The organism is [Micrococcus luteus] ATCC 49442 (assembly GCF_010367585.1).
In the GTDB taxonomy this organism is placed as follows: Bacteria; Actinomycetota; Actinomycetes; order Actinomycetales; family Micrococcaceae; genus Arthrobacter; species Arthrobacter luteus_A.
Genome location: NZ_JAAAXP010000001.1, coordinates 3,184,211 through 3,198,746, shown reverse-complemented (window position 1 = coordinate 3,198,746; position 14,536 = coordinate 3,184,211). Strand labels below are relative to the sequence as shown.

General features: G+C 63.6%; 12 protein-coding genes. 2 read left to right on the top strand and 10 right to left on the bottom strand.

Annotation, left to right across the window (positions count from 1 at the left end; all coding sequences use genetic code 11):
• Positions 1-92: 92 nt before the first annotated feature.
• The 5 genes from GUV69_RS14565 to GUV69_RS14545 all read right to left on the bottom strand — a co-directional run bounded on the left by GUV69_RS14565 (position 93) and on the right by GUV69_RS14545 (position 6,322).
• Entirely contained in the window at positions 93-893 is an 801-nt protein-coding gene (locus GUV69_RS14565; RefSeq protein ID WP_164203654.1) for a hydroxypyruvate isomerase family protein, read from the bottom strand.
• Between the two features lie 219 nt (positions 894-1,112).
• Complete coding sequence (locus tag GUV69_RS14560) at positions 1,113-1,925, bottom strand: bifunctional allantoicase/(S)-ureidoglycine aminohydrolase (RefSeq protein ID WP_164203651.1); 813 nt, start codon at positions 1,923-1,925, stop codon at positions 1,113-1,115.
• A 15-nt stretch (positions 1,926-1,940) separates the two neighbouring features.
• On the bottom strand, positions 1,941-3,218 hold the full coding sequence (locus GUV69_RS14555; RefSeq protein ID WP_164203648.1) for a DUF6986 family protein: 1,278 nt from the start codon (positions 3,216-3,218) through the stop codon (positions 1,941-1,943).
• A gap of 3 nt (positions 3,219-3,221) precedes the next feature.
• A complete protein-coding gene (aceB, locus tag GUV69_RS14550) occupies positions 3,222-4,835 on the bottom strand; it encodes a malate synthase A (protein WP_164203645.1) in 1,614 nt (537 codons plus the stop codon).
• A 38-nt stretch (positions 4,836-4,873) separates the two neighbouring features.
• On the bottom strand, positions 4,874-6,322 hold the full coding sequence (locus GUV69_RS14545) for an NAD-dependent malic enzyme (RefSeq protein ID WP_164203642.1): 1,449 nt from the start codon (positions 6,320-6,322) through the stop codon (positions 4,874-4,876).
• A 208-nt stretch (positions 6,323-6,530) separates the two neighbouring features.
• Between GUV69_RS14545 and GUV69_RS14540 the strand changes: the two genes are divergently transcribed.
• Positions 6,531-7,286 carry an IclR family transcriptional regulator gene (locus GUV69_RS14540; protein ID WP_164203640.1) on the top strand — a complete coding sequence of 252 codons (756 nt, stop codon included), beginning with the start codon at positions 6,531-6,533 and terminating at the stop codon, positions 7,284-7,286.
• A gap of 85 nt (positions 7,287-7,371) precedes the next feature.
• Here GUV69_RS14540 and GUV69_RS14535 read toward each other — a convergent pair whose 3' ends face one another.
• Positions 7,372-8,880, bottom strand: a complete 1,509-nt coding sequence (locus GUV69_RS14535; protein ID WP_164203637.1) for a nucleobase:cation symporter-2 family protein — start codon at positions 8,878-8,880, stop codon at positions 7,372-7,374.
• A gap of 131 nt (positions 8,881-9,011) precedes the next feature.
• A complete protein-coding gene (gene pucL / locus GUV69_RS14530; protein ID WP_164203634.1) occupies positions 9,012-9,920 on the bottom strand; it encodes a factor-independent urate hydroxylase in 909 nt (302 codons plus the stop codon).
• A 325-nt stretch (positions 9,921-10,245) separates the two neighbouring features.
• On the opposite strand from pucL, the gene GUV69_RS14525 reads away from it, so the two are divergent.
• Positions 10,246-10,455, top strand: coding sequence for a hypothetical protein (locus tag GUV69_RS14525; RefSeq protein ID WP_244292734.1), 210 nt, complete (start codon positions 10,246-10,248; stop codon positions 10,453-10,455).
• A 258-nt stretch (positions 10,456-10,713) separates the two neighbouring features.
• On the opposite strand, the gene aceE is transcribed toward GUV69_RS14525, so the two are convergent.
• The 3 genes from aceE to uraD all read right to left on the bottom strand — a co-directional run bounded on the left by aceE (position 10,714) and on the right by uraD (position 14,517).
• Positions 10,714-13,473, bottom strand: a complete 2,760-nt coding sequence (gene aceE / locus GUV69_RS14520; protein WP_244292881.1) for a pyruvate dehydrogenase (acetyl-transferring), homodimeric type — start codon at positions 13,471-13,473, stop codon at positions 10,714-10,716.
• A 154-nt stretch (positions 13,474-13,627) separates the two neighbouring features.
• Positions 13,628-13,969 (bottom strand): hydroxyisourate hydrolase, encoded by a 342-nt coding sequence (gene uraH / locus GUV69_RS14515; protein ID WP_164203628.1) that lies wholly within the window; start codon positions 13,967-13,969, stop codon positions 13,628-13,630.
• Positions 13,966-14,517, bottom strand: a complete 552-nt coding sequence (gene uraD / locus GUV69_RS14510) for a 2-oxo-4-hydroxy-4-carboxy-5-ureidoimidazoline decarboxylase (RefSeq protein WP_348272255.1) — start codon at positions 14,515-14,517, stop codon at positions 13,966-13,968. The genes uraH and uraD overlap by 4 nt, the downstream gene beginning before the upstream one ends.
• Positions 14,518-14,536: the final 19 nt, after the last annotated feature.

The window sequence follows — 14,536 nt, the reverse complement described above, 5'->3', positions numbered from 1 at the left end:
TTGCGGAAGCCGAACCCAACTAGGTAGCGCTATCTGTCGTTTTGAGTGCTCTAAACGACAGTTAGCGCTACTCAGTTGGGCTGGGCGGTTGGTTAGCGGGAGGCGTGTTCGCGGATGGCCCAGTTGAACGCGGTCTCCTGCGGTTCCTTGTACTCGAGGCCGATGTAGCCTTCGTAACCGAGTTCGCGGCTGCGGGCGATCCATTCGCCGAGGGGAAGCTCGCCGGTGCCGGGGGCGCCGCGGCCGGGATTGTCGGCGATCTGGATGTGGCCGAAGTCCTTGGCGTGGTTGTCGATGACGGCTGCGATGTCGTCGCCGTTGACTGCCAGGTGGTAGAAGTCGGCGAGGAGCTTGACGTTCTCTGCGCCGGAGGCTTCCTTGACGCGGGCAATTACTTTGAGGGCATCCGCTGCGGTGAGAAGCGGGTACCGGGGGGCGCCGCTGACAGGTTCCAGGAGGACGGTGCCTCCGATCCGGGCGACACCTTCAGCGGCTGCGGCCAGGTTCTTGACCGCCAGTTCGTCCTGCTCTTCGGGCGTGAAGTCGTCCTGCCTGTTGCCGTAGAGGGCGTTGAAAGCCTGGCAACCCAGGCGCTCACCGATGCCGGCCACAACGTCGATGTTGTCCTTGAACTCGGAGCAGCGTCCCTTCCAGGAGACCAGGCCGCGGTCGCCCCCGGGCATGTTGCCGGCGTTGAAGTTCAGGCCGGTGAGCTGGACCCCTGCGTCCTTGATGGCGTTCTCGAATTTGGCGACCTGGGCGTCCGTGGGGACGGAGGTTTCGAAAGGCCACCAGAACTCGACCGCGTCGAAGCCTGCGGCCTTCGCGGCTGCGGGGCGCTCGAGCAGGGGGAGCTCCGTGAGGAGGATGGAGCAGTTCACTGTGTACGTCATCGTAGGTCCTTCCGGGGAGGGCTTGTGTCCACATTCCCATTCGCGTCCCGGTTTATCCGTTTCCGCTTTGTGGAATTTAGATTCTGCTTTATGAAAAGTCTAGGGAATGGTGAAGCTGGAGTCAAGGGGCGGCGGCAGGGAGCGGAGAGGCCCCTCCCGGATTCACAACAAACAAAAACGGACGGCCCCGGCAGGGCCGCCCGTTTCAGTTGGTCGCGGTCAGGTCAGGCGGACTTGCCGGTTCATGTCCTTATAAAGCAGGTAGCGGAACTCGCCCGGGCCGCCGGCATAGCAGGCTTGCGGGCAGAAGGCGCGGAGCCACATGAAGTCCCCGGCTTCCACTTCCACCCAGTCGTTGTTGAGCAGGTACATGGCCTTGCCTTCAAGGACGTACAGGCCGTGCTCCATCACGTGGGTCTCCGGGAAGGGGATCACGCCGCCGGGCTGGAACGTCACGATGTTCACCTGCATGTCGTGGGCGAGGTCGTTGGAGTCCGTGAAGCGGGTGGTCTTCCAGACGTCGTTCGTGTCCGGCATGGACGTCGGTTCCACGTCCTTTTCGTTGGTGACGAAGGATTTGGCTTCGTAGCCTTCCAGGCGTTCGTAGGCTTTGCGGATCCAATGAAACGAGACCACGTCATCGGACACGTTCTCCAGGCCCCACTCCGAGCCCGCAGCCAGATAGGCGTAGCCGCCTTCCTCCAGCTGGTGCAGTTCTCCGTCGAGGGCGAGGTTGACTGTGCCGCGGGTAACGAAAATGACGCCTTCCACCCCGGCCTCGAACTCGGCCTTGGGGGCACCTCCGCCCGGGCCGATCTCGACAATGAGCTGCGAGAAGGTGGTGGCAAAGCCGGAGATGGGGCGGGCGATGATCCAGGAGCGGGTGTTGTTGAAGCCGGGCAGGTTGGACGTGACGATATCCGTCATGACGCCCTTGGGGATGACGGTGTACGCCTCCGTGACGATGGCGCGCTCGGTGGTGAGGTGGGTCTGGGGCGGCAGGCCGCCCTCAGGGGAGTAGTACTTTCCCATCGGGATGATCCTTACTTAAGAGTTGGAAGGGGCGGCGAGCCGCGGGTGGGCCAGTGCGGTCAGCCGGGAGAGCTCGACGCCGGCCAGCACCTGGATCTCGTCGGCACCGACGGCGCCGCACTGGAACCCGCGCAGCACGAAGGCTGCCAGCGCGCGGGCCGTTGCGGGTTCGTCCAGCACGCCGCCGTCGGTTTGCTCCACGTAGTTCCGCAGCCGGGCCGCGGCAGCCGGGAGTCCTTCGCGGTAGAAGGCGTAGGTGGCGGCGAAGCGGCTGGGCAGTTGGGCGGGGTGGAGGTCCCAGCCCTGGTAGTAGCCGCGTTCCAGCGACCGGCGGACCAGGCGGCCGTGCAGCGCCCAGGCGTTTTCGACGTTGTCGCCCACGGGGATGATGTTGGTGGAACCGTCAGAGAGCCGGATGCCTGTTCCCGCGACAGCGAGCTGCATGACTTCCTTGGCGAAGTCGGCCACGGGGTGTTCCATGGACTGGTATTCGGCGGAGATCTGCAGCGATGCGGAGTAGTCGTAGGTGCCGTAGTGCAGGGCGCTGATGCGTCCCGGGACCAGGTGCGGCAGCTGCGCCACGGGGGAGGTGCCGTCCGGCCCCAGGATGAGCTGCGGGGTTTCCACCTGGACCTCGAAGCGGAGCCGGCCGGCGGGGAGCCCGTGGACTTCCTCAAGCCGGGAGACCGCATAATCCATGGCCTGGACCTGGGCAACGGTGGTGACTTTGGGCAGGGTCAGGACCAGGCCCTCGGGCAGTTCTCCGGCCGCTGCGAGCCCGGAGACAAAGAGGTCCAGCGTCCGGAGCCCGCGGGCCCGGGTGGGCGCCTCGAAGCACTTGAACCGGATGCCGATGAATGGGGGAGCGGCGCCGGCCGCGACTGCGGCGGCCACGGCGGACGCGGCGGCAACCGCGGCGGCGTCCTCGGCATCATCGCCTCTGTCCCCGTAACCGTCCTCGAAGTCCAGGCGGAGGTCCTCGATGGGTTCGCTTTCCAGCTTGGCCCTGACCCGTGACGCAACCGCTCCGGCGAGGTGGGCGTCCTGGCCCAGCAGCGCGCCCAGGCGTTCGAGCCCGCCGTGGGCTGCCGCCGTGGTCAGCGCCTGGGAACCCCAATCGGCGGCGAAGGAGGGCGTGAACCGGTCGGCGGGTACGTAGACGGTGTGGACGGGCTGGCGTGAGCCGTCATCGCCCGGATAGTTCCGCTCCAGCAGTTGGTCCGTGGCGGCCAGCCGGGCATTGATGCCTGCGATATCCGCCGCGGTGAGCGACGGGGTGTAAGAGGCAGCCATGGCTCAGCCCACCAGTTCGTAGGCCGGGGTGGTGAGGAAGTCCGTGTAGTCCTCGGAGAGGCAGATTTTCGCTATCAGGTCGCTGGCCGGCCGGTAGTAGCGGGTGAAAGCTTCGTCGCCGGCTTCGGTGCGGAGCCGCTCGGTTTCCTCGGCCAGGATCCGCTCCACGAGTTCGCGGGTCACGGTGTTGCCGGTGTCCGCCAGGAGGGACTTGTTCCGGATCTGCTGCCAGACCTGGGAGCGGGAGATTTCGGCGGTGGCCGCGTCTTCCATCAGGTTGTGGATGGCTACGGCGCCGTTCCCGGAGAGCCAGACGCCGGTGTAGGCGACGGCAACGTAGAGGTTCAGGCGGAGCCCGGCCTCCGTGATCTGGCCGTCGGCCGAGGCGATATCCAGCAGCTGGTCAGCCGTCACGGAGACGTCGGGCCGCTGCTTGTCCAGCTGGTTGGGCCGGCCGCCGTTTTCCGGATCGCCAAGCACGGCGTCGAACACGTCCCGGCAGGTGGACACCAGGTCCGGGTGCGCCACCCAGGAACCGTCGAACCCGTCATTGGCTTCACGGGTCTTGTCCGCGCGTACCTTCTCGAAAGCAGCGGCCGTGACGTCCGGCTCCTTGCGGTTGGGGATCACCGCGGCCATGCCGCCCATGGCGAAGGCGCCGCGATGGTGGCAGGTCTTGACCAGCAGTTCGGTGTAGGCGCGCATGAACGGTGCGGTCATGGCCACGGAGGCGCGGTCCGGGAGGACAAACTGCTCACCGGCGTCGCGGAAGTACTTGATGATGCTGAAGAGGTAGTCCCAGCGGCCGGCGTTGAGTCCGGAGGCGTGGTCCCGGAGTTCGTAGAGGATTTCGTCCATCTCGAACGCGGCGGGGATGGTTTCGATCAGGACGGTGGCCCGGACCGTGCCCTGCGGGATGCCGAGGTAGTCCTGGGCGAAGACGAAGACCTCGTTCCAGAGGCGGGCCTCGAGGTGGCTCTCCATCTTGGGCAGGTAGTAATAGGGGCCGTGGCCGTTCTCCACCAGCTGTTTGGCCACGTGGAAGAAGTGCAGGCCGAAGTCCACCAGCGCACCCACCGCGGGTTCGCCGTCGATCAGCACGTGCTTCTCCGGCAGGTGCCAGCCGCGCGGGCGGGCCACCACTATGGCCAGCGGCCCGTCGGTGCGCAGGCTGTATTCCTTGCCTTCGGCGGAGCTGTAGCTGAGCGTGCCCCGGGCCGCGTCCCGGAGGTTCAGGATCGAATCAATGACGTTGCCCCAGGTTGGCGTGCTGGCGTCCTCGAGGTCGGCCAGCCACACCTTGGCGCCGGAGTTCAGGGCGTTGATGGCCATTTTCGCCGGGGAGGCGGGGCCGGTCATTTCCACCCGGCGGTCCTGCAAAGGTGCCGGTGCCGCTGCAACTTTCCAGTCGCCGTCGCGCACGTCCCGGGTTTCAGGCAGGAAATCCAGCTTGCCGGTTTCTGCGACCTTCTGGCGCTTGGCGCCGCGGGCAGCGAGCGTCTCGTTGCGGGTGCCGGCGAAGCGCTGGTGGAGTTCTTCGATGAATGCCAGTGCCTCGGGGGTGAGGATTTCCTCAGCCCGCTCGATTGGCCGGGGGTCTGTGACGGTGATGGCCATTTCTGGTCCTTTCGTTGGCTGCGGGTCAGGCGGTGTCATCAGAGTGCGGCGGCGTAGACCGCGTCGCCCGTCGGGGCAGCATCATGCGGTGCGGCGGCGTTTGCTGCATGTCCTGCGGCTTGTGCCACCGCACTTGCGACGTCGGCCGCAACGTGCGGATCGAAGACGCTGGGAATGATGTAGCTGGCGTTGAGCTCATCGTCTGCCACCCGGTTGGCGATTGCCTCGGCCGCGGCCACCAGCATTTCGGGGGTGATGTCCGAGGCTCCGGCATCCAGGAGTCCGCGGAAGAATCCCGGGAAGGCCAGAACGTTGTTGATCTGGTTGGGGAAATCACTGCGACCGGTAGCTACGACTGCAGCGTGGCGTGCCGCGACGGCGGGGTCGATCTCCGGGGTGGGGTTGGCCATGGCGAACACGATGGAGTCCTTGGCCATGGAGGCAACGTGTTCCTCGCCGATCACGTGCGGTGCGCTCACGCCGATGAACACGTCCGCGCCCTTGAGGGCTTCGTGCAGCGTGCCGGCGAAGCCTTCCTCGTTGGTGTTGGCAGCGATCCAGGTTCGGTGCTCGTCGGCATATTCCTGGCCGGCGTGAATGGCCCCGGAACGGCCGGCGGCCACAATATGGCGGGCGCCCTGGGCTTTGAGGAGCTGGATGATGGCGGAGCCGGCGGCACCGACGCCTGAGACGACGATCCTCACGTCCTCAAGCTTTTTGTCAACGACGCGCAGGGCGTTGACCAGGGCGGCGAGGGTGACGATCGCGGTGCCGTGCTGGTCGTCGTGGAAGACGGGGATGTCCAGTTCTTCGCGGAGGCGGTTCTCGATCTCGAAGCAGCGGGGTGCGGCGATGTCCTCAAGGTTCACGCCGCCGTAGACAGGAGCGAGAGCTTTGACGATTTTGATGATTTCCTCGGTGTCCTGGGTGTCCAGGCAGACGGGCCAGGCATCGACATTGGCGAACTGCTTGAACAGTGCCGCTTTGCCTTCCATGACGGGCAGCGCTGCGGCCGGGCCGATGTTGCCCAGGCCCAGGACGGCCGAACCGTCCGTGACCACAGCGATGGTGTTGCGCTTGACGGTCAGGTTGCGGGCCAATGCGGGATCCTCGGCAATAGCCATGCACACGCGGGCGACCCCCGGAGTGTAGGCGCGGGAAAGATCGTCACGGTTGCGCAGGGCGACCTTGGGGACAACTTCAAGCTTGCCGCCGAGGTGCATCAAAAAGGTGCGGTCCGAGACGTGCTGGACGGAAACGCCCTCGAGGGCGTTGAGTGCGTCCTTGACCCGCGCGGCGTGGGCGTCGTCAGTGGTGTTGCAGGTGACGTCGACAACCAGGGTCTCGTGGTGGGACTCGGTGACGTCCAATGCCGTGATGGCTGCACCTGCCGCTCCGACTGCCGCGGCCAGCTCACTGGTGGCCGAGAAGCTGGACGGCGCTTCCACGCGCAGGGTAATCGAATTTCCGGGGCTGGGGTTCGCCATTGAAGAGTCCTCTGTTCTGGCCCATGGATGGCCGGTCTACTGGAAAGATGTTTTCGTATTATGGATATTATTATCTACTTCGTGGAATTACAAGCCTCGAAACCGAGTCCCGCCGGCTTATGTCCGATGCGGTATCGTGAGACGTCTAGGGCATTCTTTTCACGATGCGGATAAGATTTGTCGGAAACCGAGTCGCAGGAGCAGTCCCATGGCTGAGAAATCCCCCGGAGGCGTTCAGTCTGTTGAGCGTGTCTTTGAACTGTTGGAACTGATTACTGATGCAGGCGGGGATGTCACGCTCAGTGAACTCTCGTCCTCGACCGACCTTCCCCTGCCCACCATCCACCGGCTCCTGCGCACCCTGGTCACTCTTGGCTATATCCGTCAGCTGCCCAACCGCAGGTACGCCTTGGGCCCCCGGTTGATCAGGCTCGGCGACGGCGCTAACAAGCAGCTGGGTGCCGTGGCCCGGCCGCAGCTCAAATCCCTCGTGGATCACTTGGGGGAGACGGCCAACATGGCCGTGCTGGATTCGGACATGGTGATCTACGTGGCTCAAGTTCCCTCCTTGCATTCCATGCGGATGTTCACCGAAGTTGGACGCCGCGCCCATACCCACGACACCGGCGTGGGTAAAGCCATCCTGGCCCAGCTTGATGACACGGCGGTCCGCGGGATCGTCGCGCGTACCGGAATGCCCACGCCGACGTCCAAAAGCATTGGCGACATCGAATCCCTCCTGGCGGACTTGGGCCGGATCCGGGAACGCGGGTACGCCATTGACGAGGAGGAACAGGAGTTGGGCGTCCGGTGCTTTGCCATGGCCGTACCCAACGCCCCCACCCCCGCAGCGATCTCGGTCTCCGGACCTGTTTCGCGTGTTGACCGGTCCTTCGGCGACCGCGCCGTCCCTATGCTTCGGGAAGCCGCGCAGGCGATTTCGGACGAGCTCAACCGCACCTGATCCTGTCTCTGACGCGGTTCGGCTTGCAGCGCGACGGACGGCGGCCCTTCTTTCGTGAGGGCCGCCGTCGTCGTTAACTGTGCTTCTAGTGTTCAGGTGCCTTCCCGGATGACTGGACCGCAACTTCCTTGCCGTCGCAGTCGATGAGCTTGCCGCCTTCATAACGGTCGCCGTCGGCCAGGCACTTGAGGTCCTCTTCCCGGACCACACGGCCGGTGCCGGCAACAAACACGGATTGGTTCTCTGAGTTGCCGGCCTTTAGGTGGTTGAACAGCAGGTTAAGCAGGATGGCCATGACCGCTGCCGAGCTGATGCCGGAGTGGAAGATGGTGCCGAACCAGGTGGGGAACTTGTCGTAAAAGGTGGGTGCGGCGATCGGGATCATGCCAAAGCCGATCGAAGCAGCCACGATGATCAGGTTCATGTTGTTGCGGTATTCCACCTTAGCCAGGGTCCTGATGCCGCTGGCCGCGACGGTACCGAACAGGACGATCCCCGCGCCACCAAGAACGGCGGTCGGAACGGCTGCGACCACGCGGCCCAGGACGGGCAGCAGGCCCAGCAGCACCAGGATCACACCGCCGGCCGCCACCACGTAGCGGCTTTTGATTTTAGTGACCGCCACCAGGCCGACGTTCTGTGCGAACGCGCTCTGGGTGAACGAGCCGAAAATCGGTGCGATCAGGCTGGAGCCCATGTCGGCGCGCAGCCCGGCTGCGATCCGCTTGGAGTCCGTCCGTGTGCCAACGATCTCACCGACGGCGAGAATGTCCGCCATGGTTTCGGTCAGGATCACCAGCACCACAATCACCATGGAGATGATGGCTGCGATTTCGAACGTTGGCGCACCCAGGTGGAACGGCGTGGGAAATGCCACGATAGGCCCGTTGCCCACCTTGGAAAAGTCCGCCATGCCGGCCAGCACCGCCACGATGGTGCCCACCACCATGGCCAGAAGTATGGACAAGCGGGAGATCGTGGCACTGCCGACCTTGCTCAGGAGGAGGACGAGCGCGAGGGTGATGGCCGCCAGCCCGATATTGGCCATGCTTCCGTAGTCCTCTGCTTTCCGGTTTCCACCCATGGCCCAGTTGGCTGCCACAGGCATCAGCGTCAGCCCGATGGTGGTGATAACAGTGCCGGTGACTACGGGAGGGAAGAAGCGGACGATCTTGGAGAAGACCGGCGCGATCAGCAGGCCGATTGCTGCCGAAACCATCACCGCTCCGAAGACCGAGGGCAGGCCACCACCCCCGCTGACGATGGCCACCATTGTGGCGACGCTGGCGAAGGAGACGCCTTGGACCAGCGGCAGTTGCGAGCCGAAGAACGGAACGCCGATGGTCTGCAGGAGGGTGGCAAGGCCACCCATGAAGAGTGCCGCAGCGATGAGCACTCCAATGTCTGCGGGGGAGAGGCCGGCCGCCTGGCCGACGATCAGCGGGACGGCAATGATCCCGCCGTACATGGTGAGGACGTGCTGGAAGCCGTAGGCAAAGCTGCTGCCGACGGAAAGGCGCTGGTCTTCCGGACGATCCGCAACAGGGCGTTTGGTGCGCGGAGTGGCGGCTTTAAGAGGTTTCTTGATGTTCATGGCAGACTTTCTGGTTCATGGCAGACGTCTTCGTCTGTCTAACGTGGTCTGGCTGTGGATTCGACGGGCTCAATCACTTGCTCAGCGACGTCCGGTGGCCTGTGATTGAGCCCGTCGGGAGTACCGATGATTTAGCAGAAGCCGGTGATGCCGGACCAGGCGATGTCAGCGGGGATGGCGTCGTCACGCTGGACTGTGGCTTCGATCAGGCCGTAGGGACGGTCTGCTGCGAAGAAGACCTCGTTGGGGTTGTCGAGGCCAAATGGCGAAAGATCCACGAGGAAGTGGTGTTTGTTGGGCATCGAGAACTTGATCTCGTCAATGTCGCTGTGGGCTTCCAGGACCTTCGTGCCCATATCGAACAGGGTCTGCTGCAGGGCGTGGGAGTAGTTCTCCGTGAATCCTTCGAGCAGGAGCGCTTTGACGTCGTCGTAGCTCTTGTTGAAGTCCACGGTATTGAAATCGGTTCCGGTCTTGAAGCGCCAGCGGGCGGAAACGTCGGTGGCCAGGATACGGTCCGTGGTTTCGGCGAGAGTGGTGTATTTGTCCTTCGGGTAGCCCACGAAGCCCGACTCCGTGGACTTCAGGACGGTCAGGTCCCTCAGGCCGGAGATCAGGTGTGCGTCGGCGCCGTCCCGGACCAGGACCGCCGTGCGGACTTCCTGGCCGTTGCGCACGAATGAGTGGTTGTGCCCCTCACCGTGCGCCTGGATGCGGTCCCAGCTGTAGGACTCGGCTTCCCAACGGCCTCCCGTGACCCAGGCGAAGCCGGACGTGAAATGTTCGCCCAGGCGCAGGAGGAAGGCCTCGGGAGAGCCCACGCCGTCACGGGCAAAGGCATAGATGGTGTTTTTCTGGGTGTCGGTTGGCACCACATGTCCGTTATCGCCCGCCAGGTGGGCGGCCGCGAAGTCTCCGCGCAACTGCGAGGTGACGTTCAGGTCTTCAATCTCATGGCGGTCCGAGTCCCGCGTGATCTTTACAACCCGGACTTCGGCCTTGCCGTACTGGTTGTGGCCGAGGATGATTTTGCTGCTCATGGTCAGATTCCCAACTTCAGGTACGTGGCACTGCGTCCACATAGAAAGTAAGCGCGCGTTACCCGCACGTTTCTTGTACCGTCGGCCCATAAAAAAGAGCCGACATCGATAGATGTCAGCTCATTACGACCCTGCCTGCTGCTCCCAGGTTACGTGGCTTTCGGCCACGAATTGACAATTAGCGTAGCCCAGCCTGGCCGTGTTGTACATCACAAATTGAAAAATCGGTTTGTGACTGCCGGCTCCCCGGATCCGTTGACGAGTAGGGACGGGACATCTATGCTTTTCGTATAGTAAAACTTTAGTTCCATAATATGGAATCCATATGAACCATCCAGAGGAGGATCAGATGTGCCCGCAGGACAAGACGCCGGTGATACCGGCACAAGCTGAAACCCTCGTAGCCCAGGAGTTCTACTTCCCCCTGGGCAGCGGAACGGATCCGGACTTTTATGTGCCCACAGACGCGGAGCGTCTTCGGCGGGGCGGCGGGTTCTCCCGATGGCTTCGGGCGCTGCCCGTTTTCAATCGGTAGCGTCCCAGGGCTGCAGGATTGCAGTTCGTAAGCAGGTGAAGTCGGCGGCACTGTTCCAGTGCCGCCGACTTCGACAATTCCGGACAAGTGCCCCGGAGCCCCGACCCCCGGGAACTCCCAGCAGTGCTCCTCCGTGGGCGAATCATCCGTGGGCCTTGGTGCGGCTCCCGTCGCCATAACCGCTCGTCAATCATGAAAGTGGCAGGTTGGCAGCCGCACTAACCAGCTCTGCTGCCAACCTGCCTCCAGTGTTACCGGTTAGGCGTCCCCGCCCGCTCCGCCGGTGGTTCCTGCGTTCACGTCCAGGAGCTTGTAGCGGTCCATGGCGTACGACGGTGCGCCCTCCTCAACGTCGCCCCTCGCCGCGAGCAGTTGCAGGGTCTTCACGACGATGGAGTGCGTGTCGTTTTTGAAGTATCGGCGGGCTGCTGCGCGGGTGTCGGAGAAGCCGAAGCCGTCGGCTCCAAGCGTGGCGAACTGGTGGGGGAGGAACTGGCGGATCTGGTCCGGCACGGCCTTCATGTAATCGGAGACAGCCACCACGGGCCCCTGCGCATCCGCCAGCTGCTTCGCCACGAACGGAACACGGGCAGGCTGGCCGGGGTTGAGGAAGGCTTCTTCCTCGGCGGCCAGCCCGTCCCGGCGCAACTCATTCCAGGACGTGACGGACCAGACGTCCGCGGAAACTCCCCAGTCTTCGGCGAGGAGCCGCTGGGCTTCGATGGCCCAGGGGACGGAGACGCCGGACGCCAGGATTTGGCTCTTGGGACCGTCAACGTCCGACGCCGAGACCTGGTGGATGCCCTTCAGCACACCTTCGACGTCGAGGTTCTCGGGTTCGGCCGGCTGGGTGATGGGCTCGTTGTAGACCGTCAAGTAATACATGAGGTTACGGTCAACAGATTCCGGTCCGTACATCCGCTCGATGCCGTCCCGGATGATGTGGCCCATTTCGTAGCCGTAGGCGGGGTCGTAGGTGACCACGGCCGGGTTGGTGGCGGCGAGGATGGGGGAGTGTCCGTCTGCGTGCTGGAGGCCTTCGCCGGTCAGGGTGGTCCGTCCGGCGGTGGCGCCGATGATGAAGCCGCGGGCCATCTGGTCAGCGGCGGCCCAGAAGGCGTCGCCGGTGCGTTGGAAGCCGAACATGGAGTAGAACACGTAGACCGGGATCAGCGGCACGCCGTGGGTGGCGTACGCGGTGCCGGCGGCGGTGAACGCTGCGACGGCGCCGGCTTCGTTGATGCCGGGGTGGATCAGCTGGCCCTGGGCGGATTCTTTGTAGGCCAGGACCAGGTCCCGGTCCACGGACAGGTAGTTTTGGCCGCCCGGATTGTAGATCTTGGCGGTCGGGAAGAACGCATCCATGCCGAAGGTCCGTGATTCATCCGGCACGATGGGAACGATCCTGTGCCCGAACTTCTTGTCGCGGAGCAGGTCCTTGAGGAGCCGGACGAACGCCATGGTAGTGGCCGCCTGCTGCTTCCCGGAACCGCGCTTGGCGACCTCAAAGGTCTTGGCCTCCGGCAGCTCAACAGGCTGGTGCTTCGGCCGCCGTTCAGGGACCGCTCCGCCCAGCACACTCCGCCGGTCGAGGAGATAGGCGATCTCGGGGGCGTCCGGGCCAGGGTGGAAATAGGGCGGGCTATAGGGGTCCTCTTCAAGCCGTGCGTCCGAAATGGGTATCCGGAGGTAGTCCCGGAATTCCTTGAGGTCCTCCACCGTCAGCTTCTTCATCTGGTGGGTGGCATTCCGCCCCTCAAACCTCGGTCCGAGGCCGTAGCCCTTGACCGTTTTGGCCAGGATCACGGTGGGTTTGCCCTTGAATTCGGTGGCTGCCTTGTACGCGGCATAGACCTTGCGGTAGTCGTGCCCGCCGCGCTTGAGGTTCCAGATATCGTCATCGGAAAGGTCCGCGACCATGTCCTTGGTCTGCGGGGTTTTGCCGAAGAAGTGCTCGCGGACGAACCCGCCGGATTCTGCCTTGTAGGTCTGGTAGTCACCGTCCGGGGTCTCGTTCATGATCTTCACGAGCGACCCGTCGGTGTCCTGGGTGAGCAGGTCATCCCACTCCCGGCCCCAGACGACCTTGATGACGTTCCAGCCCGCGCCGCGGAAGAACGCTTCGAGTTCCTGCATGATCTTGCCGTTGCCGCGCACCGGCCCGTCCAGGCGCTGGAGGTTGCAGTTGATCACGAAGTTCAGGTTGTCCAGGTTCTCGTTCGCGGCGAGCTGGAGCAGGCCGCGGGACTCGGGCTCGTCCATTTCCCCGTCACCGAGGAACGCCCAGACCTGCTGGTCCGAGGTGTCCTTCAGGCCGCGGTTGTGCAGGTACCGGTTGGACTGGGCCTGGTAGATCGCGTTCATCGGGCCGATGCCCATGGACACGGTGGGGAATTCCCAGAACCCGGGCATCAGCCGCGGGTGCGGGTAGGAGGAGAGCGCGTGGCCTTCCTTGGACTTCTCCTGCCGGAACCCGTCCAGGTCCTGCTCGGTCAGCCGGCCTTCCATAAACGCCCGGGCGTACATGCCGGGGGAGGCATGGCCCTGGAAAAAGACCTGGTCACCGCCGCCGGGGTGGTCCTTGCCGCGGAAGAAGTGGTTGAAGCCCACCTCGTACAGCGTCGCGGCCCCGGCATAGGTGGAAATATGCCCGCCCACGCCAATGTTCGCCTTCTGCGCCCGGTGCACCATGATCGCCGCGTTCCAGCGCATATACGCCCGGTAGCGGCGCTCGTATTCCTCGTTGCCGGGGAACTGTGCTTCCTGGTCCACCGGGATGGTGTTCACGTAGTCCGTGGTGGTCACCATCGGCACGCCCACGCTTTGCGCGCCGGCACGCTGCAGCAGGCTCCGCATGATGTATTGGGCACGCTCGGTGCCCTGTTCCCTGATCAACGCATCCAGGGACTCAACCCATTCGGCGGTCTCTTCCGGATCACGATCAGGCAGCTGGTTAGTCAACCCGCTGAGGATATGGGAGGTATCTTCTCCTGCAGCCACGTCCAAGCCTCGTTTCATCATTGAATATTCGAGTGTTCTTTTTCGCATTGCGAGAAAGATTTCTTGTCTTATGAGAATAGTTGAGCTGAGTCGCCGGGTAAATTGCGAAACTCCCAGCTCCGCCAACCCGGCACAAGCCGGGATGGGGTCAAGCTACGGGCGCGGGCACTGCTCAGCTCCCGCGGTAGCTCGAGAAGGCGAAGGGGCTCAACAGTAGGGGGATGTGGTAGTGCGGTTCGTTCCTGTCCACAGTGAAGGTGAGCACAACCTCGGGGAAAAAGGCTGGAGTGTTTCGTTCTGCGAAGTAGTCTGCGGTGGTGAACATTAGCCGGTAGGTCCCGGAGGGCAGGAATTCCGGCCCGATGTCCTTTACGCGCCCGTCAGAATCTGTCTGTGCAACGGCGATCTCCGACCACGAATCATTGACCAGGGCGTGCAGCCCGACGGGAACTCCCGCCGCCGGCTTTCCTGTAGCGGTATCGAGAATATGGGTGGTTACATGTGAAGTTGTCACTGGCTAATCATTCCTTCAAGTCTGTGGACTGCGATCTCCCGCAGTTGTTGCTGGACTACTTGCTCTTCCTCGCCTGCCGTGTTGGAGAGCCTGTCCTGGAGGGCTTGCAGTATTTCTTCCTTGCTGCGGCCGGCTGCGCGGATCAGGAAAACCTGTCCGAACTTCTCTTCATAGGTCCGGTTTCCTTCGGAGATTGCGGCCGTCACGGCCGCGGAGGCAGCGCCGAGAGCATCTTGTTCATCACGTGAGAACCGGGCCTCGGAACTATCGCCTTCGGCACGTTCGCCAATCCGCGGGTGGTGAGACAGTGCAGACTGCACTTCGCCACTGGTGAACGGGGAAGCGGCGAGACGGGCGGCGAGCAGGAGGTCGGGAGTTGACGAGAATGGCCGGGCATCGGCAATCTCTTCGAACCACCGAGGGATGTCGAGGCAGGGCCGCAGCACGGCGGTAATCTCTGCACGTCCGGCCTCGTTGAACTCTTGGAGAAACATCAAAAATCCTTCTGTCTGGGCGTTGGCAACAACTGGCAATGACTGAATCAACATTTCACAATGTGAAACTTTG

Coding starts and splice junctions, on each gene's coding strand:
- pucL (WP_164203634.1), bottom strand. CDS start 9,920: ATGAGCAGCAAAATCATCCTCGGCCACAACCAGTACGGCAAGGCCGAA.
- GUV69_RS14535 (WP_164203637.1), bottom strand. CDS start 8,880: ATGAACATCAAGAAACCTCTTAAAGCCGCCACTCCGCGCACCAAACGC.
- GUV69_RS14560 (WP_164203651.1), bottom strand. CDS start 1,925: ATGGGAAAGTACTACTCCCCTGAGGGCGGCCTGCCGCCCCAGACCCAC.
- uraD (WP_348272255.1), bottom strand. CDS start 14,517: ATGTTGATTCAGTCATTGCCAGTTGTTGCCAACGCCCAGACAGAAGGA.
- GUV69_RS14555 (WP_164203648.1), bottom strand. CDS start 3,218: ATGGCTGCCTCTTACACCCCGTCGCTCACCGCGGCGGATATCGCAGGC.
- GUV69_RS14525 (WP_244292734.1), top strand. CDS start 10,246: ATGAACCATCCAGAGGAGGATCAGATGTGCCCGCAGGACAAGACGCCG.
- aceE (WP_244292881.1), bottom strand. CDS start 13,473: ATGAAACGAGGCTTGGACGTGGCTGCAGGAGAAGATACCTCCCATATC.
- GUV69_RS14540 (WP_164203640.1), top strand. CDS start 6,531: ATGGCTGAGAAATCCCCCGGAGGCGTTCAGTCTGTTGAGCGTGTCTTT.
- GUV69_RS14545 (WP_164203642.1), bottom strand. CDS start 6,322: ATGGCGAACCCCAGCCCCGGAAATTCGATTACCCTGCGCGTGGAAGCG.
- GUV69_RS14565 (WP_164203654.1), bottom strand. CDS start 893: ATGACGTACACAGTGAACTGCTCCATCCTCCTCACGGAGCTCCCCCTG.
- aceB (WP_164203645.1), bottom strand. CDS start 4,835: ATGGCCATCACCGTCACAGACCCCCGGCCAATCGAGCGGGCTGAGGAA.